At 66.4% G+C, this 22470-nt stretch carries 14 protein-coding genes; 7 read left to right on the top strand and 7 right to left on the bottom strand.

The genetic code is table 11. The features are described 5' to 3' along the window. Nucleotides 1-254 precede the first annotated feature (254 nt). From AncyloWKF20_RS11970 to AncyloWKF20_RS11980, 3 genes are all read left to right on the top strand, one after another. Nucleotides 255-722 carry a Fur family transcriptional regulator gene (locus tag AncyloWKF20_RS11970; RefSeq protein ID WP_279317953.1) on the top strand — a complete coding sequence of 156 codons (468 nt, stop codon included), beginning with the start codon at nucleotides 255-257 and terminating at the stop codon, nucleotides 720-722. A 116-nt stretch (nucleotides 723-838) separates the two neighbouring features. Then, entirely contained in the window at nucleotides 839-2155 is a 1317-nt protein-coding gene (ispG, locus tag AncyloWKF20_RS11975) for a flavodoxin-dependent (E)-4-hydroxy-3-methylbut-2-enyl-diphosphate synthase (protein WP_279314286.1), read from the top strand. A 287-nt stretch (nucleotides 2156-2442) separates the two neighbouring features. Then, a complete protein-coding gene (locus AncyloWKF20_RS11980; protein WP_279314287.1) occupies nucleotides 2443-2736 on the top strand; it encodes a GIY-YIG nuclease family protein in 294 nt (97 codons plus the stop codon). Between the two features lie 1193 nt (nucleotides 2737-3929). Here the strand turns inward: AncyloWKF20_RS11980 and bamA are convergent. Continuing rightward, nucleotides 3930-6392, bottom strand: a complete 2463-nt coding sequence (gene bamA, locus AncyloWKF20_RS11985; RefSeq protein ID WP_279314288.1) for an outer membrane protein assembly factor BamA — start codon at nucleotides 6390-6392, stop codon at nucleotides 3930-3932. Between the two features lie 843 nt (nucleotides 6393-7235). On the opposite strand from bamA, the gene AncyloWKF20_RS11990 reads away from it, so the two are divergent. Then, nucleotides 7236-8111 carry a crotonase/enoyl-CoA hydratase family protein gene (locus AncyloWKF20_RS11990; protein WP_279317954.1) on the top strand — a complete coding sequence of 292 codons (876 nt, stop codon included), beginning with the start codon at nucleotides 7236-7238 and terminating at the stop codon, nucleotides 8109-8111. A gap of 42 nt (nucleotides 8112-8153) precedes the next feature. Here AncyloWKF20_RS11990 and AncyloWKF20_RS11995 read toward each other — a convergent pair whose 3' ends face one another. Both AncyloWKF20_RS11995 and AncyloWKF20_RS12000 read right to left on the bottom strand, forming a co-directional pair. Next, complete coding sequence (locus AncyloWKF20_RS11995) at nucleotides 8154-10607, bottom strand: sensor histidine kinase (RefSeq protein WP_279314290.1); 2454 nt, start codon at nucleotides 10605-10607, stop codon at nucleotides 8154-8156. Between the two features lie 44 nt (nucleotides 10608-10651). Continuing rightward, nucleotides 10652-12787, bottom strand: a complete 2136-nt coding sequence (locus AncyloWKF20_RS12000) for an EAL domain-containing protein (protein WP_279314291.1) — start codon at nucleotides 12785-12787, stop codon at nucleotides 10652-10654. A gap of 386 nt (nucleotides 12788-13173) precedes the next feature. On the opposite strand from AncyloWKF20_RS12000, the gene AncyloWKF20_RS12005 reads away from it, so the two are divergent. From AncyloWKF20_RS12005 to AncyloWKF20_RS12015, 3 genes are all read left to right on the top strand, one after another. After that, on the top strand, nucleotides 13174-14211 hold the full coding sequence (locus AncyloWKF20_RS12005) for an aspartate-semialdehyde dehydrogenase (RefSeq protein ID WP_279314292.1): 1038 nt from the start codon (nucleotides 13174-13176) through the stop codon (nucleotides 14209-14211). A gap of 211 nt (nucleotides 14212-14422) precedes the next feature. Continuing rightward, nucleotides 14423-15064, top strand: coding sequence for a DUF1007 family protein (locus AncyloWKF20_RS12010; RefSeq protein WP_279314293.1), 642 nt, complete (start codon nucleotides 14423-14425; stop codon nucleotides 15062-15064). Between the two features lie 41 nt (nucleotides 15065-15105). Beyond that, complete coding sequence (locus tag AncyloWKF20_RS12015) at nucleotides 15106-16053, top strand: nickel/cobalt transporter (RefSeq protein WP_279317955.1); 948 nt, start codon at nucleotides 15106-15108, stop codon at nucleotides 16051-16053. A 7-nt stretch (nucleotides 16054-16060) separates the two neighbouring features. Here AncyloWKF20_RS12015 and AncyloWKF20_RS12020 read toward each other — a convergent pair whose 3' ends face one another. From AncyloWKF20_RS12020 to AncyloWKF20_RS12035, 4 genes are all read right to left on the bottom strand, one after another. Next, a complete protein-coding gene (locus AncyloWKF20_RS12020) occupies nucleotides 16061-16801 on the bottom strand; it encodes an acetoacetate decarboxylase (protein WP_279314294.1) in 741 nt (246 codons plus the stop codon). 124 nt (nucleotides 16802-16925) lie between these two features. Further along, nucleotides 16926-20003 (bottom strand): autotransporter outer membrane beta-barrel domain-containing protein, encoded by a 3078-nt coding sequence (locus AncyloWKF20_RS12025; protein WP_279314295.1) that lies wholly within the window; start codon nucleotides 20001-20003, stop codon nucleotides 16926-16928. Between the two features lie 204 nt (nucleotides 20004-20207). Next, entirely contained in the window at nucleotides 20208-21206 is a 999-nt protein-coding gene (locus AncyloWKF20_RS12030) for a WD40 repeat domain-containing protein (protein WP_279314296.1), read from the bottom strand. Nucleotides 21207-21392: 186 nt separating this feature from the next. Further along, nucleotides 21393-22379 carry a GTP-binding protein gene (locus tag AncyloWKF20_RS12035; protein WP_279314297.1) on the bottom strand — a complete coding sequence of 329 codons (987 nt, stop codon included), beginning with the start codon at nucleotides 22377-22379 and terminating at the stop codon, nucleotides 21393-21395. Between the last annotated feature and the right edge of the window lie 91 nt (nucleotides 22380-22470).

Below are 22470 nucleotides of genomic sequence, written 5' to 3' on the forward strand. Positions count from 1 at the left end.
CGACGTGATCCACACGTGGTCCCCTCATGGCCTCTCATGGTCCCCTCATGGCGAGCAGCGGCGCGAGCGTCTATATTGGGGCCATGACGGTTCACCCTCCGCACGACCACGCCCCGCACGACCATGCGCCGCGCCCCACCGATCCGCATGGCGATGACCACGGGCATGATCATCACCAGGATCACGCTGCCGCGCCCGAGGCGGGCCATGACCGTGACCATGACCATGACCACGCCGCCTGCGTCGCCGGGGCGATGGCGCGGTTCGAGGAGGCCTGCGCCCAGAGCGGCGCGCGGCTGACCCCGCTGCGCCGGCGCGTGCTGGAACAGCTCGCCGACAGCCATGTCCCGCTGGGCGCCTATGAGCTGGTGGAGCGGCTCGGCGCCGCCGGCGACAAGCCCCCGCCCATGTCGGTCTATCGGGCGCTGGATTTCCTTGTCGTGCAGGGCCTCGCCCACCGCATCGAGAGCCGCAACGCCTATCTCGCCTGCGCCCGCGCGCATGGCGCGGACGATGTCATCGTCTTCCTGATCTGCGAGAGCTGCGGGCTCACCTCCGAGGTCGCCTCGCACGCCATTGGCCGCGACCTCGCCTGGGCGACGCGCGCCGCCGGCTTCACCCCGCGCACCCCGGTTCTGGAGATCGCCGGCACCTGCGCGCGCTGCCGCGACGCGGGAGCGGGCACGCCGGCGACGAGCGATGCGTCGCTCGCCACACCTTGATGGCGCGGCCTGTTGACGGCCCGCGCGGGCCGGCTTAACCCGATCTTCCATGAGGCGCGCCCCGTGAGGCGCCGGCGCCTGGCCCGGCCTGCCCCTGTCGAAGCGAGAGCGAAGTGATGACCGACCCGATGGCCGAAACGCTGGCCACCATCGTCGCGCCGGAACTCGAAGCCGCCGGCCCCGCGCCGCGCCGCCAGACCGTGGCGGTGAAGGTCGGGTCGATCACGGTGGGCGGCGGCGCCCCGGTCGTCGTCCAGTCCATGACCAATACCGACACGGCCGATGCGGAAGGCACCGCCCGTCAGGTCGCCGCGCTCGCCCGCGCCGGCTCGGAAGTGGTGCGCATCACGGTGGATCGTGAGGAATCCGCGGTTGCCGTGCCGGCCATCAAGGAGCGCCTCCTGAAGATGGGGCTCGACACCCCCCTCGTCGGCGACTTCCACTATAATGGCCACCTCCTGCTGACCAAGTACCCGGACTGCGCGGCCGCGCTCGACAAGTACCGCATCAATCCCGGCAATGTCGGCTTCGGGCAGAAACGCGACCGCCACTTCACCACCATCGTCGAGCAGGCGATCAAGCACGACAAGCCCGTGCGCATCGGCGCGAATTGGGGCTCGCTGGACGAGGATCTGCTGACCGAACTGATGGACCAGAACGCCCGGCTACCCCGCCCGGCGCAGGCCCGCGCCGTCACCCGCGAAGCACTGGTGCGCTCGGCCCTGCTCTCGGCCGCGCTCGCCGAGGAGATCGGCCTGCCGAAGAACCGGATCATCCTCTCCGCCAAGGTCTCGGCGGTGCAGGATCTCATCACCGTCTATGCCGAGCTTGCCCGCCGCTCGGACTATGCGCTGCATCTCGGGCTCACCGAGGCCGGCATGGGCTCGAAGGGCATCGTCGCCTCCGCCGCCTCGATGGGCGTGCTGCTGCAACAGGGCATTGGCGACACGATCCGCGTCTCGCTCACCCCCGAGCCCGGCGGCGACCGCACCCGCGAGGTGACGGTGGCGCAGGAAATGCTCCAGACCATGGGCCTGCGCACCTTCGTGCCGCTGGTCGCCGCCTGTCCGGGCTGCGGGCGCACCACCTCCACAACCTTCCAGGAGCTCGCCTTCGAGGTGCAGGACTTCATCCGCACCTCCATGCCCGGCTGGAAGACGCGCTACCCCGGCGTCGAGACGCTCAACGTCGCGGTGATGGGCTGCATCGTCAACGGGCCGGGCGAGAGCAAGCACGCCGATATCGGCATCTCGCTGCCCGGCACCGGCGAATTCCCCACCGCCCCGGTCTATCTCGACGGCAAGAAGGCGATGACCCTGCGCGGCCCCACCCTGCGCGAGGACTTCAAGAAGATCGTCGAGGACTATGTCGAACGCCGCTTCGGCATGGGCGGCCGCGCCGCGCCCACCGAGGGCATCGACGCGGCGGAGTAAGCAGGGTGGGCGGAGGCGGCACAATAATGGGGCCGTCACCCCGATCCCCATCCCGTCGTCATCCCGGCCGAAGCGGAGCGCAGAGCCGGGATCGTCACCCGTTGGGGAGCCTGGGGGCGGCGCCTGATCAAGCCGGAGCGCGATCCCGGATCGGCCTTTGGCCGTCCGGGATGACGTGGCACCATAGAAGTGTCATCCCGGCCCCTCGGGTCTTGCCTTCGGCAAGCCCAAGCGCAGGCTCCGCGGAGTGCAGAGCCGGGATTGCGAGCCGACGCGGAGGGCCGTCCATGAAGCGCTTCTTCGTCTACATGTTGGCCACCCGGATTGATGGCCCGCTCTATGTCGGCGTCACCAGCAACCTCCCGAAGCGCGTCGCCGAGCATCGCAGCCATGCCGGTCCCGGCTTCACGGCTCGTTACAACATCGACCGGCTCGTCTGGTTCGAGCCGCACGACGACGCCGAAGGGGCGATCCTGCGCGAGAAGCGCATCAAGCGTTGGCGCCGGGAATGGAAGGTGGCGCTGATAGAGGCAGGAAATCCGGGATGGGATGACCTGTTCCATCTGGTTGAAGCGGAATGAACGGTCCCCGATCCCGGCTCGGCCTGCGGCCGTCCGCGATGACGCCGATAGGTTGGCGACAATCCCCCCCATCGTCATCCCGGCCGAAGCGCAGCGCAGAGCTGGGATCGTCATCCGGTGGAGAACTTGGGCGGGAACCGCGTCAACGAGCCTGCACGCGATCCCGGATCGGCCTTTGGCCGTCCGGGATGACGTTGCATGATGCGGCCGGCGTCACGCGTCGCCACCCTGCCGTCATCCCCCCATCCTATCGTCATCCCGGCCGGAGGCGAAGCCGCAGAGCCGGGATCGTCAGCCATTGGGGAGCCTGAGGCAGGCGCGTGATCAAACCGGAGCGCGATCCCGGCTCGGCCTTTGGCCGTCCGGGATGACGGCTATAGGTGCGGCGATGGACAGAGGTGCCGATGAACAAGCGCGGCGACAGAGTCATATAGGAAAAAAAACCTAGACACACGCCCCATTCTCCGTCATCCTGCCCGCACCTGTCCTCACCGAGGGGTGCGTCCGGAGCGGCCGGCGTGGGGGATGGGGGCGGTGGCTTATTGCGCGGGAGTAACGCACCCGGGCAATACGCGGCCCAAGTCGGGTGTTCCCGTGCGGCGTAGCGCCGTTCACGGGCGGGATGCTACGCGCCTTCAAGCGCGTGGGCGCCGCCTTCAGTGGAGGATAACAAGTCTGACTCCTCCAGGGGCCTCCCGAAGCAAGCCAAAAAACACCGCGTGCGGGGCGCCGGGGACGGCGTGTCGGTTGGCTGAGTGAAGGCTTGCACCACCTTTTAAAACAAAGGTGCAGGCGGCCGCCGTTGGCGTCCGCCCCGGTGCCCCGCGCGCCCTTATTTGGGCGGATGGGAACGGCGCAGAGCCCCGGCCGCGACAGCGGCGCGGGGGTTTTGGTGCGGGGTCGTCCATTCGTCATCCCGGCTGCAGGCGAAGCCGGAGAGCCGGGATCGCAGGCCGCGCTCATCCCCCGCACATCGTCAGGACCGGGCTTGACCCGGCCATCCACGTCTTCCCGCCGCGCCCGGTCCAAGTCGTGGATCCCCGGGTCAAGCCCGGGGATGACGGTGTTCTGGGGCGGGGACCGCCTGAACAAGGCGGCACGCGATCCCGGCTCGGCCTTCGGCCGTCCGGGATGACGCGCTAGAGGGGCCGTCGCGGATGACGGCGCAACGGCGCAACGGCGCGGCACCCCGCCTAGAACTTGGTGCCACCGCTGAAGCGGAAAGCCTGGGTCTGGTCGTAGTCTTCCTTGGTCAGCACCCACGCATAATCGAAGCGCAGCGGACCGAAGGGCGACTTCCAGATCAGGCTGACGCCGACCGAGGAGCGGATCGAGTCGCTGTCCGCCACGCAGACATTATTATAGCCCTTGGTCTTGGAGCCGGCGATGGCCGAGCAGTCCGTCAGGCTGTCCTGCCAGCCGGAGACATTCTCGAACGTCGTCCCACCCTGATAGTCCCACATCGAGCCGGCGTCGGCGAACACGGCGGCTGTCAGGCCCATTTCCTTCGGCATGAAGGTGAGAGGAAACTGCATCTCGGCCGAGGCGCCCCAATAGACCGTGCCGCCCAGCGCATCGGCGTCGGAGCTGTCGCAGACGCCGTCGCTGCAGCCCGAGGCCAGATCGCGCGGACCGATGCCGTTCGACTTGAAGCCGCGCACCAGATCCGGGCCCTTGAAGAAATTGTCGAGGATGCGCAGATCCTCCCCGCCCCACGAGGCGATGTTGCCGCCCTGGCCGCGCACCATGAAGGTGACGTCGCCATAGACCGGGAAATAAAAGCGCGAGTCGAAGGTCGAGCGGATATAATTCACATCGCCGCCGAGACCCGCCAGATCCTGCTTGAACTCGAGCAGATAGCCGTTCGAGGGGCCGTTATTGTTGTCCAGCATGTTGTAGGTGAGCGTGTAGCCGATGGCCGAGGTGATGGCCGGATCGCCGTTCACCTCAAGCAGCGCCCAGGACGGCGTGCCGTAATCCTCGATCGTGTCCTCGTCGATCGTGATTTCCTTCTGGTACAGGCTGTAGCGCAGGCCGAGGGTGAATTCGTCCGTGAGCGGCAGGGCCGCGCGCAGCGTGCCGCCAACCGTGCTCGTGTCATAGGGGCTGGTCGAGGTTGCGGTCGTCTCTTTCCAGTAGAGGTCGAAGCCGGCGGCAATGCGGGAGTCGAGAAAATACGGCTCGGTGAAATTGAGATCGAGCCCCTGCGTGTCCTCGCCCAGCGAGCCCGCTATGCGCACATACTGGCCGCGCCCGAGGAAATTCTTCTCGGACACCGCGACCTCGCCGATGAAGCCGTCGGAGGTCGAATAGCCGCCGGAGATGGAGAACTCGCCCGTGGGCTGATCCTCGACCTGCACGACGAGAACAACCCGATCCGGGGCGGTGCCGGGTTCATTCGTGATCTTCACGTCCTTGAAGTAGCCGAGGTTGCGCAGGCGGCGCTCGGCGCGGTCGATCAGCACGCGGTTATAGGCATCGCCTTCCGCCAGATCGAACTCGCGACGGATGACCCAGTCGCGGGTGCGGGTGTTGCCGCGGATTTCGATGCGCTCGATATAGACGCGCGGGCCTTCCTCGACGGCGAAGACAAGCGAGATGGTGCGGGTCTGCACGTCGCGGTCGCCGCGCGGGCGCACCTGGGCGAAGGCATAGCCGCTCTTCGACACCTCGATCGTGGCGTTCTCGACCGACTTCTCGACCAGCTCGGCGTTGTAGACCTGGTCCTTCTGCACGCGCAGCGCCGCGCGGATGCGGGCCGGATCGACGTCCTTGATGTTGGAGACGACGTCCACCGTGCCGACGCGGTACTGCGGACCCTCGTCGATGACATAGGTCAGGATGAAGCCGTTCTTGCCGCGGTCGAGATCCGCCGTCACCGAGACGATGCGGAAATCGGCATAGCCGTGCCGCAGATAGAACCGGCGCAGCAGTTCCTGGTCGGAATTGATGCGGTCGACGTCATAGACGTCGGTGTTCTTGATCCAGGACAACCAGTTGGTCTCGGTCGTCGTCAGCTCTTCCTTGAGCTTGTACTCGGAGAAGGCCTTGTTGCCGACGAAGACGATGCCGGCGACGCCGAGCTTCTCGCCCTCGGTGATCTCGAAGACGAGGTCGACACGGCCCTGCCCGCGCTCGATGGTCTTCGGCACGACCTTCACATCGTAGCGGCCCGAGCGGCGGTAGAGTTCGATGATGCGCTGGGTGTCGGCCTGCACCGTGGTCTTGGAGAACGGCGCGCGGGCCTTGGACTGAACCTCGCTGGCGAGCTGCTCATCCTTGATCTTGCGATTGCCCTCAAACGCCACGCGGTTGATGACTTCGTTCTCGGTCACGCGCACCACGAGGCGATTGCCGCTGCGGCTGACATTGACGTCCGAGAACAGACCGGTCGCGTAGAGCGCCTTCAGCCCCTCGTCGATCTTGGCCGGCGTCAACGCCTCGCCCGGCTTCGACGCGAAATAGGACCGGATCGTCTCCGCATCCACACGCTGATTACCCTCAACGACAATGGAGGAGGCTTCCTGCGCCGCGGCAGACGCCGCGTAGAGGTGGGCCTGAGCGGCATCACCCATCGTATAGAACGCAACGGCGATCAGTATTACCAGCAGATGGTGAATGAAACTTGCGCCAAGACCACGTTCGTTATACGTCATATTACACCACTCAGCGCCGGATCATTCCATCATCCCGCACGACCAAACCGCCGAGAGCGGCAAAATCACCGGGATATTCGTCCGTCGCACGATAATCGGCCGATTTCAGGCTATTTTGCCGCGCATGCGTGTCCGAGCATTTCGCTTATGTATTATTTTACGACAACACATGACGCAGCGTGCGCCGGCGACGCATAGGCGCCACGACGTTTAGTTTTAATTTTACGCGAAAAGGTGACTGGGGCGCTGTTCGACGGGTGAAGTCATGGGTCAGCGCCCCAGCCGGGCCTGATGAAGTTGCGCTAACATCAGGTGACACTGTTCTAGCGCGGAGTGACTTGATGTGGTGTTACAAGTTACTGCTGCGGAGTTTCCATAGATCACGCAATCTGGCGATGAGCCGAGGTGCATGGCCGAACCGGTCTTGCCGCCCCGCGGTCCATGCGCGTCGCGGGCGGGAAGAGAACTCACGGCGCGCCCCGATCGCCCGAACGACTTTTCATAGCCGGCACCGGAAAAGAAAGGGGCGTGCCTTCAGAAGAGGTATTCGCCTCTGGCTATGTAGTGAAGTTGTTATCGACGATTTTTCCAACGCCTAAGTTGTAATGAGTATCTTTGACGGGTTTTTGCGACCAATCTCTGAATAAATTCTGGCTCTCGGGCGCCGCGCCACGCCTAATGGAAGGTGAACTGCCCGGGCGCCGCCACGCGCCGGGTAGGGCTTCCTCACCTCACCCACCATGGAGCGAGATCGTGTCCCTGATTGCCCTGAATCATGTCGCCGGCGCGGTTGACGTCACCGCCCTCCCCGCCACCCACGCCCAGGAAGAGGCCGTTCAAGCCATATATGGCAACGGCTATGCTAACCTTCGCCTCAGTATCGATACGGTGAACTCGATTTGCTGGACGTTCATGCGACCGGTTGGAAAGCCGTCCTATACGCATGAACTGATGCACGACATCAGTTGCCTGCAGGGGGCCATTACCCGCAGCTTCGCCGAACTCCCGGACCCGGCGGCGGCCCCCTTCTCCTGGTTCGTCATGGCCTCGGACGTGCCCGGCATCTACAATCTCGGCGGCGATCTCGGGCATTTCGCCGCCCGCATCCGCACGCGCGATCTCGCGGCGATGCGCCATTACGGGCATGTCGCCGTCACCGCCATTCACCGCAATGCGGTGGCCTTCGACAGCCCGGTCGTCACCATGGCGCTGGTGCAGGGCGACGCGCTGGGCGGCGGCTTCGAGCATGCGCTGTCCTTCGACCTCATCGTGGCCGAACGCAGCGCCAAGATGGGCCTGCCGGAAATCCTGTTCAACATGTTCCCCGGCATGGGCGCCTACAGCTTCCTGTCACGGCGGATGGACCGGGCCAAGGCGGAAGCCCTCATTCTCTCCGGCCGGGTCCACACCGCCGAGGAGCTGCATGCCATGGGCGTGGTCGACGTGCTGGCCGAGGACGGGCAAGGCCAGCAGGCGGCGATGGACTACATTGCGCGCCACAGCCGCAAGCATAACGCGCATCTCGCCGTCTACCGGGCGCGCCGCCGGGTGAACCCGGTGACGTTGGCGGAGCTGATCGACGTGGTCGACATCTGGGCCGAGGCGGCCCTCAACCTGACCGAGGCCGATCTGCGGAAGATGGACCGGCTATGCGCCGCCCAGAACAAGCGGCTTGCCGGGCTTCAGTCGCCCATGCCGCTGCTGACGGCCGCCGAGTGACACGCCCCCTGCCCCTGGCGGCTCTGGGGCCGCCGGGGGCGTCTATCCCGTATTCTTCAGGCGAACGGAACAGGCCCGCATCGCCACGCGGGTACGCGCCAGCTGATGCTGCGCCAGACGATCAAGTTCGTCGGCGCGGGCGCGCAGCTCATCCCCGCGCAAGTCGCGCCAGGGCTGACACAGCGCGCTGAGGGCCAGAGCGCCGACATTGGCGGAGCTGCTTTGCAGCGCATGCGCTTCGTTGCGGAAAGCGATCACATCGCCGCGCCGGGCCGTGGCGGTGAGCCGCCCGATGATGGCCTGCGCGTCCTCGAGGTAATCCTCCATCAGCTCGGCCGCGAAATGCGGCCCGCCGAGGCGGCACAGGCTCTCAATGGCCTCGTCATCCAGCGGCCGCAGCGAGCTGTCCGGATAGAGGAGAATTCCCCCATTCTCCTGCAGCGGCGCCGGGGCGTCACTGGCCCGCGCGCGGCGGTCGATCATCGCCAGCAGAACACCCGGCTCCACCGGCTTGATCAGGCAGTCATCCATACCGGCGTCACGCCATCGGCTGTCACCGAGCGCGGTAGCGTCCGCCGTGAGACCGACAATGGGCAGGCGATTATCGCCAGTCGACATCATCCGGTAGAGCTTGCTGGCTTCGAGCCCGTCCATGTCGGGCATGTTGAAGTCCATGAGCACCAGATCGAACGCGTCGGCGTCATCGGAGAGCAGATCCAGCGCCTGCTCGCCCGTTTCCGCCACGCGCACCTTGTGGCCGGCGCCCTCCAGGATGCGCTGGAAGACACGCTGGTTGACGCGGTTGTCGTCCACCAGCAGGAGCTGGCAGGCGCGGCGGGGCACCGGCGGGAGGGCCGGTTCCGCCTCAAGTGACGCGGCCACGCCGAGACGGCCGGCCAGTCTCAACGCGCGCTGCACCTCATGGACGGGCGCTCCCACATCGAGCACGCTCGCATAAAGCCGGCGCAGTTCCAGCGGCGGCAGTCCCGGCTCGGATGCGGGCCGAACGAGCACGGGCGGCGGCGAATTGGCGGGAGGCGCCGGCAAAGCAAGATTGCGCGTGTCCGGCTCATACAGAAGCCGGACAGCGCCCACCGCCTGTGGAGGGAACATGCGGGCCGGCCCGAACCGGGGATCGGCGATCAGGGGCGGCAGGCCGAGGTCGCCGAGCGCCTCAAGCAGCGGGGCGAGCGGGGCCGTGTCGCGGCAGACCAGAACGGGAGGGACGTCGCGCTTTGCATCAGCGTCGTCGAGGGCGGCGCCGTCGACCGGCACCTCCAGGCGAAACGTGCTCCCGACGCCCGGTTCGCTGTCCACCGAGATGGCGCCCCCCATGAGGGCAACCAGCCGGCGGGTGATCGCGAGGCCGAGGCCGGTGCCGCCGAAACGGTTGAGAATGCTCGCATCCGCCTGGGTGAAGTCCTCGAAGATCCGCTCCTGATCGGCACGGGCGATGCCGATGCCGGTATCGCTGACCTCTATGATCAGGGTGAGACGGCCGTTCTCGAGCGGCTCGACATCGACGGCGATGGTCACGCCGCCCTTCTCGGTGAACTTCACCGCATTGCCGGCGAGATTGAGCAACACCTCATGAAGGTGCTGGCGGCTGCCCACGAGGTCGAGCGGCGTGCGCGGCGTCACATGAAGATTGAAGCTCAGGCCGCGCTCGCGCGCCTGTCCCTCGACCAGCCGGCGAGCGTCCGCCAGCAGCGCGACGAGATCGAAGGGCGCATGCGGAACCGGCATCCGTCCGGCCTCGATGCGGGAGAGATCGAGCAGCCCGTCGATGAGCGTTCGCAAGGAGCGGGTCGCGACATCGACGGTGTCGACCATCTCGCGCTGATCCTGCGCCAGCGGCGTGCCGCGCAGCAGGCCGGTCATGCCGACGATGGCGGTGAGCGGGGTGCGCAACTCGTGGCTGACGCTCGCCAGGAACAGGCTCTTGGCCTGGCTGGCCTCCTCCGCCACCTTCGTCGCCGTCGACAATTTGCGGATCAGGGTTCCCGCATAGGCCGGCAGGATGACAAGGCCGACCAGCAGGCCGAGCGACAGGTGCCACTGGTCCCGCCAGAACGGCGTGGTCCACATGACCATCGCGAAGCTCAGCACGGCGACGGGTATCGCGGTCAGCAGTTCCGCGACGCCGAACCGGAAGCCATTGCCGAAGATGACCCAGAGATAGATCGGGTAGAACAGCGCGGCGACCTCGCCGCCCAGATGCAGCTGCCAGCCGAGAAACCCGCAATCCAGCAGCAGCGCGAAGACCCGCCGGGCGCGCGATACCGCCGGGCGGATGAGGATGTGCCCGAGGACGCCGAGGGCCAGCACGATGTACAGCGCCATCACCCGCAGCGACTCATGGACGTCGCTCGTCGTGCTGTTCACCGCCAGGACGATGACGATGATGAACGCGAAGATGAGCCGGTTGAAGCTCATCTCGTGCTCGCTGTCCGCGCGGTTGCGCAGGCGGCTCGCGATCCAGTGAATCGGTGACATCAGGCGGCGCTGGAGCGGGGTGGATCGCATGATGACACCTTACCTCATGGCGTCGGGTTGTTCCCACCCTCCCGGTGCGCCAGCCATTGGACAAACATTTCCGCCGGCACGGGCCGGCTGAAATAGTACCCCTGCACCTCGTCACAGCCCTCCGCGCGAAGGGTCTGAAGCTGACACACCTCCTCGACGCCCTCGGCCAGAACCTTCAGATTGAGGTTATGGCCGAGGTCGATGATGGTCCGCACGATGGCGAGCGCCCGCGGGTCGATCGCCAGATCCTTCACGAAGGATCGGTCGATCTTGAGGCGCTGCAGCGGGAAATTGCGGATGTAGTTCAGCGACGAGTAGCCGGTCCCGAAATCGTCCACCGAGAGGCTCACCCCGAGCGAGCGCAGCAGGCGCATCTGCTCGGACACCGTCTCATTATAGTCGATGAGAATGCCCTCGGTCAGTTCGAGGTCGAGAAGCTCGGGGGCGAAACCGCTTTCCTCGATTACGCTGCGGACCAGCTCGCCGACCTTCTGGCGGCGGAACTGCACGGGGGAGAGGTTCACGGCCATGCGCAGATCGCCCATGCCCGCCTGCCGCCACGCCATGCCCTGGCGGCACGCCTCGCGCAGAACCCACTCATTGATCGGCACGATCAGCCCGCTTTCCTCGGCGAGGCTCAGAAACGCGCCCGGCGCCAGCAGGCCGTGCTGCGGGTGCGCCCAACGCAACAGGGCCTCGGTTCCGATGACAGAGCCGCTGCGCAGATCGACCAGGGGCTGGTAGTGGAGCAGGAACTCTCGGCGCTTCAGGGCGTCGCGCATGTCGCTTTCCATCTGCGCCCGCTGGCTGGCGAGCGGGGCCATGTCGGCGGCGAAGAAGCGCACCGTATTGCCGCCGACCGACTTGGCCAGATACATCGCCTGATCGGAGTTGCGCAGCAGGTCGTCGGGGTCCGCGCCGTCGAGAGGGGCGACCGTGATGCCGATGCTGGCGCCGATACGCGGGGAGGACGAATTCTCGTCCTCGCCAATGAGCATCCGCAGGATCGTGACGGCCAGACGCTCCGCATCCTCCGGCCCGTTAATGTCAGGCTGCAGCACCGCGAACTCGTCGCCACCGAGGCGCGCCACGGTCAGGCCCGGGCCGAGCAGGCGCGTCAGGCTTTCCGCCACATCCTGCAGGAGCTGGTCGCCCCGGTGATGGCCGTGGGCGTCATTGACCGCCTTGAACCGGTCCAGATCGATGAAATGCAGCGCGAAGCTCTGATTGCCACGCCGGCCGCGCGCAAGCTCGCGGCGCAGATGATCGCGGAGCAGAAGACGGTTCGGAAGTCCGGTCAGCGAATCGTGGTTGGCCAGATACTCCAGCCGCAGCTCGATCTGCCGGCGCTGGGTCACGTCGATCGAGGTGGTCAGGATGCCGCTGATCCGGCCCGCGCCGTCATGCAGCGGCGCCTTGTTGGTCAGGTAGATGTAGTGCTCGCCGCCAGGAGTGACGACCTCTTCCTCGCGGGGTGCGATCGCCTTGCCCGTCCTGAGCACGAGCTGATCAAGCTGACGGCTGAGAAGGCCGCGCTCCTCACCGATCAAAGATTCGATCGGCTGCCCGACAAGGTCGTTCGGAACCTTGCCGATGGACGCCGCCTGCTGGGCATTCACCAGCACGCAGCGGCCATCAAGGTCGGACGCGCTGATGAAAGCGGGCACCGTGTCGATGACTTGGGCCAGCGCCTCGCGACTTTCGCGCAGCAACTGGTCCTTTGCGCTGAGGTTGATTTCCAGTTGCTCGGCCCGGTCCGCAAGCAGCAGGTGCTGCCGGCGCAGCTTCAGCAGGTTTCGCGACCGCGCCAGAAACTCGACATGATCCACCGGGCTCAGCAGAAAATCTGTCGCGCCCGCTTCAAGCGAGGCAACGCGAAATTTGCGATCGTCATAGGCAGTCACGACGATAATGGGCACGTCGCGCAGATGCGGCAGGGCGCGAACGGCGCGCACCAGCTCGGCGCCATTCATTTTGGGCATCTTGTAATCTGTTATAATCAGATCAGCGCGCTGCTCCGCCAACCATTCCAGTGCTTCGGTTCCGTTCTCGAACGTCTCTACGTAAACATTAGGCTCAAGCTGGCGCGCGAGCTCCGAGTAGATGCGTCGATTGGTCGTACTGTCGTCAATTATTAGTACCGCGGGCATCACTCTGGGGCCTGTGAACGGTTTTCGCTGATATTATACATCAGAATAGGACAATGTCCGCCCGGCGATACCGCGTCGGGATGCTTTTAGACATCGCAGGCGCGGCATGGAGCCGGCGCGCACAACTGGAAATCGCAAAGGTTGCATAATAGAGCGAGGTCGCGACGGCTCATGCGGCGCCTGTTGGAGGTATGGAACAACCGCGATCTCCGGCGGCGGTTCCATCCTCACTCCCCGCGATAGTGACGTTGCGGCAGAGGCGCGCGGCGAGGGCGGCGTCGCAAGGCCGCGCGGGCGCAGGCGAAACCTTGCTCTCATCCGCCTTTCGGCGTAAAAGCCCGCCCTCGCCCGAGCCTGTGAATGGCAGGGCCGTCAGGAGAGACACAATGGGCTACAAGGTCGCTATCGTCGGTGCCACGGGCAATGTGGGCCGCGAAATGCTCGACATTCTCGCCGAACGCGGTTTTCCCGCGGACGAGGTCGTCGCGCTCGCCTCCCGCCGTTCGGTGGGAACGGAGGTCTCCTTCGGCGATAAGACCCTGAAGTGCAAAGCCCTTGAGAATTATGACTTCTCGGACACCGACATTTGCCTGATGTCGGCCGGCGGCGACGTCTCCAAGGAGTGGTCGCCCAAGATTGGCCGCCAGGGCTGCGTGGTGATCGATAATTCCTCGGCCTGGCGCTATGATTCCGACGTGCCGCTGGTGGTTCCCGAGGTGAATGCCGACGCCCTCGCCGGCTTCACCAAGAAGAACATCATCGCCAACCCGAACTGCTCGACCGCCCAGCTCGTCGTGGCGCTGAAGCCGCTGCACGATCTGGCGACCATCAAGCGCGTGGTGGTGGCGACCTACCAGTCGGTCTCCGGCGCCGGCAAGGACGCCATGGATGAGCTGTTCGCGCAGACCCGCGCCGTCTTCGTGTCGGACCCGGTCGAGGCGAAGAAGTTCCCCAAGCGCATCGCCTTCAACGTCATTCCTCACATCGACGTCTTCATGGAAGACGGCTACACGAAGGAGGAATGGAAGGTGATGGTGGAGACCAAGAAGATCCTTGATCCCAAGATCAAGCTGACCTGCACCGCCGTCCGCGTTCCGGTCTTCATCTCGCACTCGGAAGCCGTCAACGTCGAGTTCGAGAAGCCGATCACCGTCGAGGAAGCCACCGCGGCCCTGCGCGCCGCGCCGGGCATCCTGGTGGTCGATAAGCGCGAGCCGGGCGGCTACATCACGCCCTACGAGGCGGCCGGCGAGGACGCGACCTACATCTCGCGCATCCGCGAGGATGCGACGGTGGAGAACGGCCTCTCCTTCTGGTGCGTGTCGGACAATCTGCGCAAGGGCGCCGCGCTCAACGCGGTCCAGATCGCCGAGGCGCTGATCAACCGCAAGCTGCTCCAGCCCAAGTCCGCCAAGGCGGCCTGAGGCGGACGCGGCGGGGGCTCATGAGGCCTCCGCACACAGCGAGACATCATCACCCCCGGGCCAAGCTCGGGGGTGATTTCGTTTTGCAGGCGGCAACCACGGCCTCGGTGGACCGTCGCCCCCTTGGCCCTCGCCCCCGAACCGGTCACCATTCCGCCGAACTCCCCAGCGAAGATTCGGTGCGCTGCGGGAGCGCGGTGCGGCAAGGGTGATGATGCGGATGATCCGGCGGTTTCTCGGGGCGGTTCTGGTGCTGTGCGGGCTCGTCGCCCCGGCCTTTGCCCATCCCCATGTCTGGGTCACGGTGAATGCTGAGCTCGATTATGCGCCCGATGGCCGGCTCACCGGCGTGCGCCACGACTGGACCTTTGACGAGGGCTTTTCCAGCTACGCGCTGCAGGGGCTGGAGACCGGGCCGGACGGCAAGCCCAGCGAGAAGACGCTGAAGGAACTCGCCCAGGTGAACATCGATTCCCTCAAGGAATTCGACTATTTCACCTATGCCAAGCGCGGCAAGCAGGCGATCGGCTTCGCCCCGCCCAAGGACTACTCCCTCACCTATGACGGAACGTCGCTGACGCTGCACTTCACCCTGCCGCTGGCCGAGCCGGAGGCAAAGAAGGGTTCGACGACGATCGACGTCTACGATCCCACCTATTTCGTCGCCTTCGCGCTCGCCGACGACAATCCGATCAAGCTGGCGGGCGATGCCGCCGGCTGCTCGCTGGCGCTGCACCGGCCGGACCCGGCGACGGGCACCACCACGCTGTCGGAAGGCTTCTTCAACGCGCTGACATCCGCCAGCAATTTCGGCTCGCAATTCGCCAACCGCGTGACGGTGACCTGCTCGTGAAGCCTCACGTTCCGGTTCGCGCGCTGGTGGTGACGGGCGCGATGGCCGGGCTCGCCGCGCTTCTTTTCGCCCATCCCGCCCTCGCCCAGTCGCCCTTCGGTGTCGGGGCGCCCGCGCCCTCGGGCAACGTGCCGGGCGATGTCGGCGGCATTGCCGGCTTCATCCTCGCCAAGCAGGCCGAATTCTACCGGCTGCTGACCGGTGCTGTGCGCGCCTCCAAGCAGGATGGGCACGCGGTGTTCCTGCTCGGCGGCATCTCCTTCGCCTATGGCGTGTTCCACGCCGCCGGCCCCGGCCATGGCAAGGCGGTGATCTCCTCCTATCTGCTGGCCAATGAGGCGACGCTGAAGCGCGGCATCGGGCTCGCCTTCGCCAGCGCCTTCGCGCAGGCACTGACCGCCATTCTCGTCGCCGCCATCTTCGCCGTGCTGATCGGCGCCACCGCCGCGACAATGAGCCGGGCGGTCTATCTCATCGAACTCGCCGCCTATGGGCTGATCGTGCTGATCGGCCTGCGCCTCGCCTATGCGAAAGGCCGCGCGCTCATCGCCGCCTGGCGCGGGCAGCCGGACCATGTGCATGGCGATGACTGTGGCTGCGAAGACGGGCACGGCCATATGCCCGCTCCCGAGGCGCTGCCCAAGGGCGGCGGCTGGCGGGAATGGTGGGGCGCGGTGCTCTCGGTAGGGCTGCGGCCCTGCACCGGGGCGATCCTCGTGCTGGTCTTCGCGCTGACGCAGGGCATCTTCTGGGTCGGCGCCGCCTCGACCCTACTGATGGGCGTCGGCACGGCGATCACGGTGAGCGCCATCGCCGCGCTGGCGGTCTTCGCCAAGCGCGCGGCGGTCCGGCTTGCCGCCACCCGCCGGCGCACGAGCGGGGCGGTGGTGCTGCGCGGCGTGGAATTCCTCGCCGCGCTCGCCCTTATCGCCTTCGGCCTGGCGCTGATGTTCGGCTTCATGGCGGCCGAGCGGCTGGGGCTCGGCTGAGCCCGCCTCAATCCTTCAGATAGTCGTGCACCACCTTGCCGAGGCCAAGCGTCAGGTCAGCCTTGATGTGGACGGCGGACAGCACCTCGAGCACCGGCAGCTTGGCGACATCGCAGATGGCGTGCGGGAACAGGCCGAGCGCCGCCGGGCCGGTCCACGCCTCCTTGATGGTGACCTCCTCGAGATAATACTCGACGAGTTCGAGAATGCGCGCGCTGCCATCGACGTGCGGGATGATCTTGAGCAGCCAGCTCGGGGCAAGCATGGAGGCCATCACCGCGTCATGGTCGGCGGGCTTGTACTTGTAGCCCATGGTGCCGGAGGCGCAGAGCACGCTGCCATAGTGCAGATCGGCCACCAGCACGTCGCTCTCCACCCTGAAGCGTGGCTTGGCGAGCTTCTTGGGGAAGCCCCAGAGCTCGCGCCCGCCAGCGATGGGCGCCTCATCGTCGAGATACATGGAGTGGACAAAGCCGCCCTTGCGGCCTTCGAACTCCACCGGGATCACCTGCCCGGTCTCGGTGTAGTCACCGAAGCCGGTGGAGTCCGGCATGCGGATGAACTCATATTTGACGATCGGGTCCGTCACCTTCAGCGGCTCGGGCACCACCTTCTCCAGCGCCGCCGGGTCGGTGCGGTAGGTGATGATGAGGTATTCGCGGTTGAAGAAGCGATAGGGCCCCACCGGATAGGCCGGGTTGGTCAGCGGCATGGAATAGCCAGTGCGGCGGACGTCCTCGATCTTCATGGCGCTCGGTTCCTCTCCTGCGGAAGTGCCAGCCTATCCCATTTGCCGCAGTGCGGTAGAGGTACCGTTGCGGAAATGCCGGGCGGCCCGGAAGGCGGCGGGAAACGCCCCGCCGCCGCAGGGCTCAGAAGCGGTAGACCAGCCCGCCGCGCACAGCATTGGTCTCCACATCGCTGGCAAACTCGCCCTCATAGCCGATGTTCAGGCTGAAGCCCTTGCCGAGCTTCACGTCGATGCCGGCGCCGAGCACGAAGCTGTCCTCGGCAATGGGCGCGCCCTGCACCGCGAAGCCGGCGCCGCTCTCGGCAAAGGCCATCGCCGCTTCCGGCGTGATGTCGCCAAAGGCGTGGCGCCAGCCGAGGCTGGCATGCGGCGTGGCCACCGCCGACCCCATCTCGATGGAGGTGGCGAGACGCAGGCCCAGCGTCGAATAGGGCACGTCGAAGGACAGCCCGTCCGAGGAGAGCGCCAGGCTGCCGCCGCTCTCGGTGAAGCTGTCCGTGTCGATCCAGCTCCACGCCATCTGCGCGAAGGGCTCGAAGGCGATGGCATTCATCTCCACCGCATAGGCCGCCTCGATGAACACATTCGCCGTGCCGCCATCATAGGAGGCGGTGAGCGACTGGGTGAGGCCCATGAAGCTCGCCGTGCGCTGCGTGTCGGTGTCGGTCCAGCCATAGGAGGCGCCGCCGCGCAGGCGGAAATTCTCAAGGCTGGTGCCGGCATAGGCGGCGATCACGAAGGTCGAGGTGTCGGCGCTGCTGAGCCGGGCATCGACATCGGTGTTGGCCGAGACGTAGCCCGCCGCGAAGCCGAAGGTGCTGGCGTCGAGCGTCACATCCGCGCCGGCGAGGAAACCGCCGAGCGAGCTGTCGATCTCCGCCGAATTGCCCGTGCCGTCCGCCGTGCTCCACTGGCCGAAGCCCTGCGCCCAAGCGGCATAGGCCGGGCCGACCGGGGCCGCCACGGGCGCCTTGGTGACAATCGGGCTCTTGGTCGTGCTCGGCGCGGCATAGGCGAGCGCCGGGCCGCCAGCGGCAAGCGCCGCCATGGCCGGGCTGCTTCCCGTCGGGGCGCTCTGGCGCAGGCGGGCGGCGAGCGTGTCGCCGATCAGCGTCGACTGGGTGTAGAGCGTGTTGCCGACCGAGGCATGGACCTCGCCGGAGAGCAGGTCGAACCCGGTCGCGAACTGGCTGGTGTCGGTCGCAGTGGTCGCCGCCGTGAGATAGGACGCCGCCGTGCCGCCGGCCTCCAGCGCATTCGCCACCGCCGCCTGATTGGCGGTCTGGGCGTAGCTCGCGAAGCTCGTGCCGTTACGGGCCAGCGTCAGCGTTACGGAGGCTCCGTCGCGGCCCAGCGTCGGGGTGATGAAGAGGTAATCCGGGCTGACCAGCGTGTCGAACTGGGTGCCCGCCGTGGTGGTGCTCGTCGCGCTGATGATCGTGTAGACGGCGCCGGCGTTCAGCGGGCCGGAGGAGGACAGCTGCACCGTGCCGCCATTCAGCGCCAGCGTGCCGGCGACGATCTGGTCGGACGAGGTCTGGTCGATCTCCACCACATAGGTCGAGCCGGTATTGAAGGTCGCGGTGCCGGTGACCGTCACCGTGCCGATCGAATTGCCCGGCGAGACGGTGCCGCCATTCTCTACGGTGAGGGTCGCGACCGTCGAGTTACCGGTGAGCGTCGCGCCATTGGCGATGGTGAAGCCCGCCGCCGCGAGCGAGCCGTTAAGCGTCAGGCTGCCGTCGATCTCAAGCGTGCCGGCGAAGTCGCTGGTGCCGGTGGCGGTGATGACCGCGCCTTCCGCGATCAGCAGCGCCTCGAAGTCGCGGTACTGCGCGCTGGTGCCGAGCAGGGAAAGGTCGAAGCTGCCCGTGCCAGCGAGCTCGAACGTGTCGGTGCCCGCCCCGCCGGTCACATAGCCGGTGACCGAGCTGCCGATATGGTAGATGAACAGGTCGTCGCCGCCGCCCATGTCGACGGCCTTGGCGTCGTCGCTGGAGATGACGCTGTAATTCTCGATCGTGTCGTTGTTGTTGCCGACCAGCGTGATGGCGACACCGTCCGAACGGATGGTGCCCTGGTTGATGATGGTGGTCGCGAAGGGCGCGGCGCCGCCATTGCTATCGTCGATCAGGATCGCGCGGCCGACATCGTCGGAACCGTCGTTCGGGTAGTTGTCATAGGCTTCGATGACGGCACCGGCATAATTGTAGATCGTGCCGCCGCCCGCCGCGATGCCGTCCGCCGTGTTGGAGATGCCGTCATTGGTGCCGGTCGCGCCGGTGCCCTGCACCGTGCCGTAATTGTGCAGCAGGATCTGGCCATCCACATCGATACCATCGCCGTCGCCATCCGGCACGCCATCGGCCGCGCCGTCATCGTCGAGGAGGCCCGTGACGGCGCCGGTGATGGTCCCGTAATTGGTGATGGTCACCACCGTGGCGCCGGTGCTGTCTACATTGATACCCGAGCCGTTCTGGCCGGTGATGCTGCCGCCCAGCTCGTTGGTGACGGTGATCGCGCCATCGCCGGTGATGCCGTGCTTGGCGCCGAGGATCACGCCGGTCGATTTGTTCACGACCGTGCCGCCGGCGGTCTGGAAGTCGACGCCATCGCCGTCGCTGGTCAGACCGGTCGCCTCGATGCGCCCGTAATTGATCACCGTCCCGCCGGTGCCGGGACGCACCACGTCAGCCGTGCCGGATTCAAGCGTGCCGTAATTGGTGATGGTCACCACGGCGGTTGCGGCGGTGACATTGGCGAGATCGAACACCTGCCCGGTGGCGGAGGTCATCGTGCCATAATTGGTCACGTTGAGCGTGCCATTGGCGAAGTCGTCATTGATGCGGAACGTGTCGTTGGACGCGGAGATCGTGCCATTGTTCACCAGCGTGTAGATGCCGGTGATCGACGAGCCGCTGGTGTCGAAGGCCCGCCCGCCGGTGCTGCTGATCGTGCCGTCATTGGTGATGCTGACGCCGGTACTGGTCGCCGCGCCGTTCCACAACACGGCGACGCCCGAGGTGGTGATCGAGCCGGAGCTGGTGACGGTGCCGACATTGGTGCCGGAGACCTGCTGCTGCGTCGTCGTCGCGGTGCTGACGGTAAAGTTGCCGGCCTGCGCGGCAAGCGGCGCCGCAAGCACAACACCGGCCGCGACAAGCGCGCGCACGCTGGTCGACACGAAGAAGCGGTTCATTGAAAACATCCCCAGGCCTGAAAATCCTCAAGCCTGCGGGTAATGGCGGCGGATGACGGTTGGGTGACAGCCGGACGGCTTTTCGCCCCTCCAGCCGCCGGCATCGTCCGCAAGGTCACATAAGGCCGGCGGTGTGGCCCGAGCGACACATGGCCAAGAGCTAACCGCCTGTCACATCTAGAAATATTCAGCCGGAGGCTGCACTCAGAAGGACAGCAACCCAGCCTTGCCGGCCTCGTCGCCAAGGGCCAGCGCGCCGCCATCGGCGCGGAAGGCGAGCGCGGTCACCGGGCTGCCGGTCGGGGCGCGCAGCAGGATCTCGGCGCCATCGGCGATGCGGACCATGAGCACGAGGCCGTCTTCATAGCCGCAGGCGAACACCTCGTCCTTGGGGTGCGTGGCGACACAGGACACCCGCACATCGCGCGGCGCCAGCATCACCGGCTGCTTGCCCATCGGCCCTTCCTTGCTGCCGAAGGGCCAGAGGATCACCTCCGCCGAGCCCGAGGTGGCAAGGAACCGCCCGCCGGCGGTGAACTCCAGCGAACGCACGCGGGAGGGATAGCCGGACATGCGCATATTGGCGCCGTCGGGCAGCCGCCAGCCATGCAGTGTCGCCTCCTGCATGGTGGTGACGACGAAGCGCCCTTCCGGGTGCCAGACCACGCCGCGATGCGAGCCCTTCCACTCCAGCACCTCGGGCTTGGCCTGTGCGTTGGGGAACCACAACGTCACGCCGCCATAATGGGCGACGGCAAGGCGCGTGCCCTTGGGCGCGAAAGCGAGACCGCCCACGGTGGACGGAAGGTCCAGCGACTTGGCGTCGCCTTTCACCGGCCGGAAATGCGCGGTCTTGCCGGCGGAGAAGGCGAAGGCGCCGTCATTGGCCGTCGCCACCTGGTCGATCCAGCGGCCCTTCTGCTCGGCCAGCGTCTCAACCGATCCGTCGCCACGGACAGCCACCACGCGGCCGTCATCGCCGCCGGTGAGGATGCGCCGGGCGTCGCCCGCCACCGACAGCACCGCGCCCTTGTGGGCGCGCACCCGCGTCTCCTCGCTCCGCTCCGCCAGCACGATCTCGCCATTGCCGAGCACGAATCCCGCCGCCCCGCCAAGAAAACGCACACCGACGACGCTGGCGCCGAGATCGAGCGTGTTGAGGCGGGAGGTCAGGGAGGACGGGGTCGAGGGAAGGACGGCCATGGGGAGATCGGCTTTCGTGGGGACGCTGTGGGGTTAACCCAATTCGGCCCGGACGTCACGGGTAGGCGGTGGGCATGCCCCAGATGGACGTTATCCCGGAACGGCCGTCAGGCTGTGCCGGGATCGGGTCGGGACGGCACGAATATCCCGACGCGGTGCGGGGCACCCGCCGGGATGACGCCGCGGTCACGCCACGCAGGAGAGGAAACCCGCCTCGAGCGCGGCGCGGTTGAGCTTGCGGCCGATGAAGACAATGCGGCTGAGCTTGGCCTCATCCGCCCGCCAGGGGCGCTGGTGGTCGCCGTCGAGGATCATGTGAACGCCCTGGAACACGAAGCGGTCCGGGTCGTCCTTGAAGGCGAGGATGCCCTTGGAGCGCAGGATGTTCGGCCCCTCGCGCTGGGTCAGCTCCTGGATCCACGGGAAGAATTTGTCGGGGTTCAGCGGCTTGTCCGACGAGAAGGAATAGGACTGCATGTCCTCGTCGTGGAAGTGCTTGTGACCGCCCTCCAGAAAGTCCGGGTCGATCGCCTGGATGCGGTCGAGGTCGAACGCGCCCTGGCCGAGCACCTTGTCGATGGCGATGTTGGAACGCTGGGTGTGGTGGATGCGGGCGAAGGGGTTGATGGCGCGGATGCGCATCTCCACGTCCTTCAGCTCGGTCTCCGAGACGAGGTCGGTCTTGTTGAGCAGGATCACGTCGGCAAAGGCGATCTGGTTCTTCGCCTCCGGCGCGTCCTTCAGCCGGTCCTTCAGCCATTTGGCGTCCGCCACCGTCACCACCGCGTCGAGCGTGGTCTTGGCCCCCACCGTCTCGTCGACGAAGAAGGTCTGGGCGACCGGGGCCGGGTCGGCGAGGCCGGTGGTCTCGACGATGATGCCGTCGAAATCGCCCTTGCGGCGCAGCAGGCCGTCGATGATGCGGATCAGGTCGCCGCGCACCGTGCAGCAGATGCAGCCATTGTTCATCTCGAACACTTCTTCATCGGCGCCGACCACGAGGTCGTTGTCGATGCCGATTTCGCCGAACTCGTTCACGACGACGGCGAACTTCTTGCCGTGCGGCTCGGAGAGGATGCGGTTCAGCAGTGTCGTCTTGCCGGCGCCGAGATAGCCGGTCAGCACGGTGACGGGGATCTTGTCGGACTGGGTATCGGGCGATGTAGCGGGCATGGGCCACTCCAAAGGTCTTCTCAAACGCGTCATCCCGGACCGCCGCCACGCGACGATCCGGGATTGCTGGCTTCAGCGATGTCCGGGGAAC

Origin of the sequence: Ancylobacter sp. WKF20, from assembly GCF_029760895.1 — a bacterium.
Lineage (GTDB): Bacteria > Pseudomonadota > Alphaproteobacteria > Rhizobiales > Xanthobacteraceae > Ancylobacter.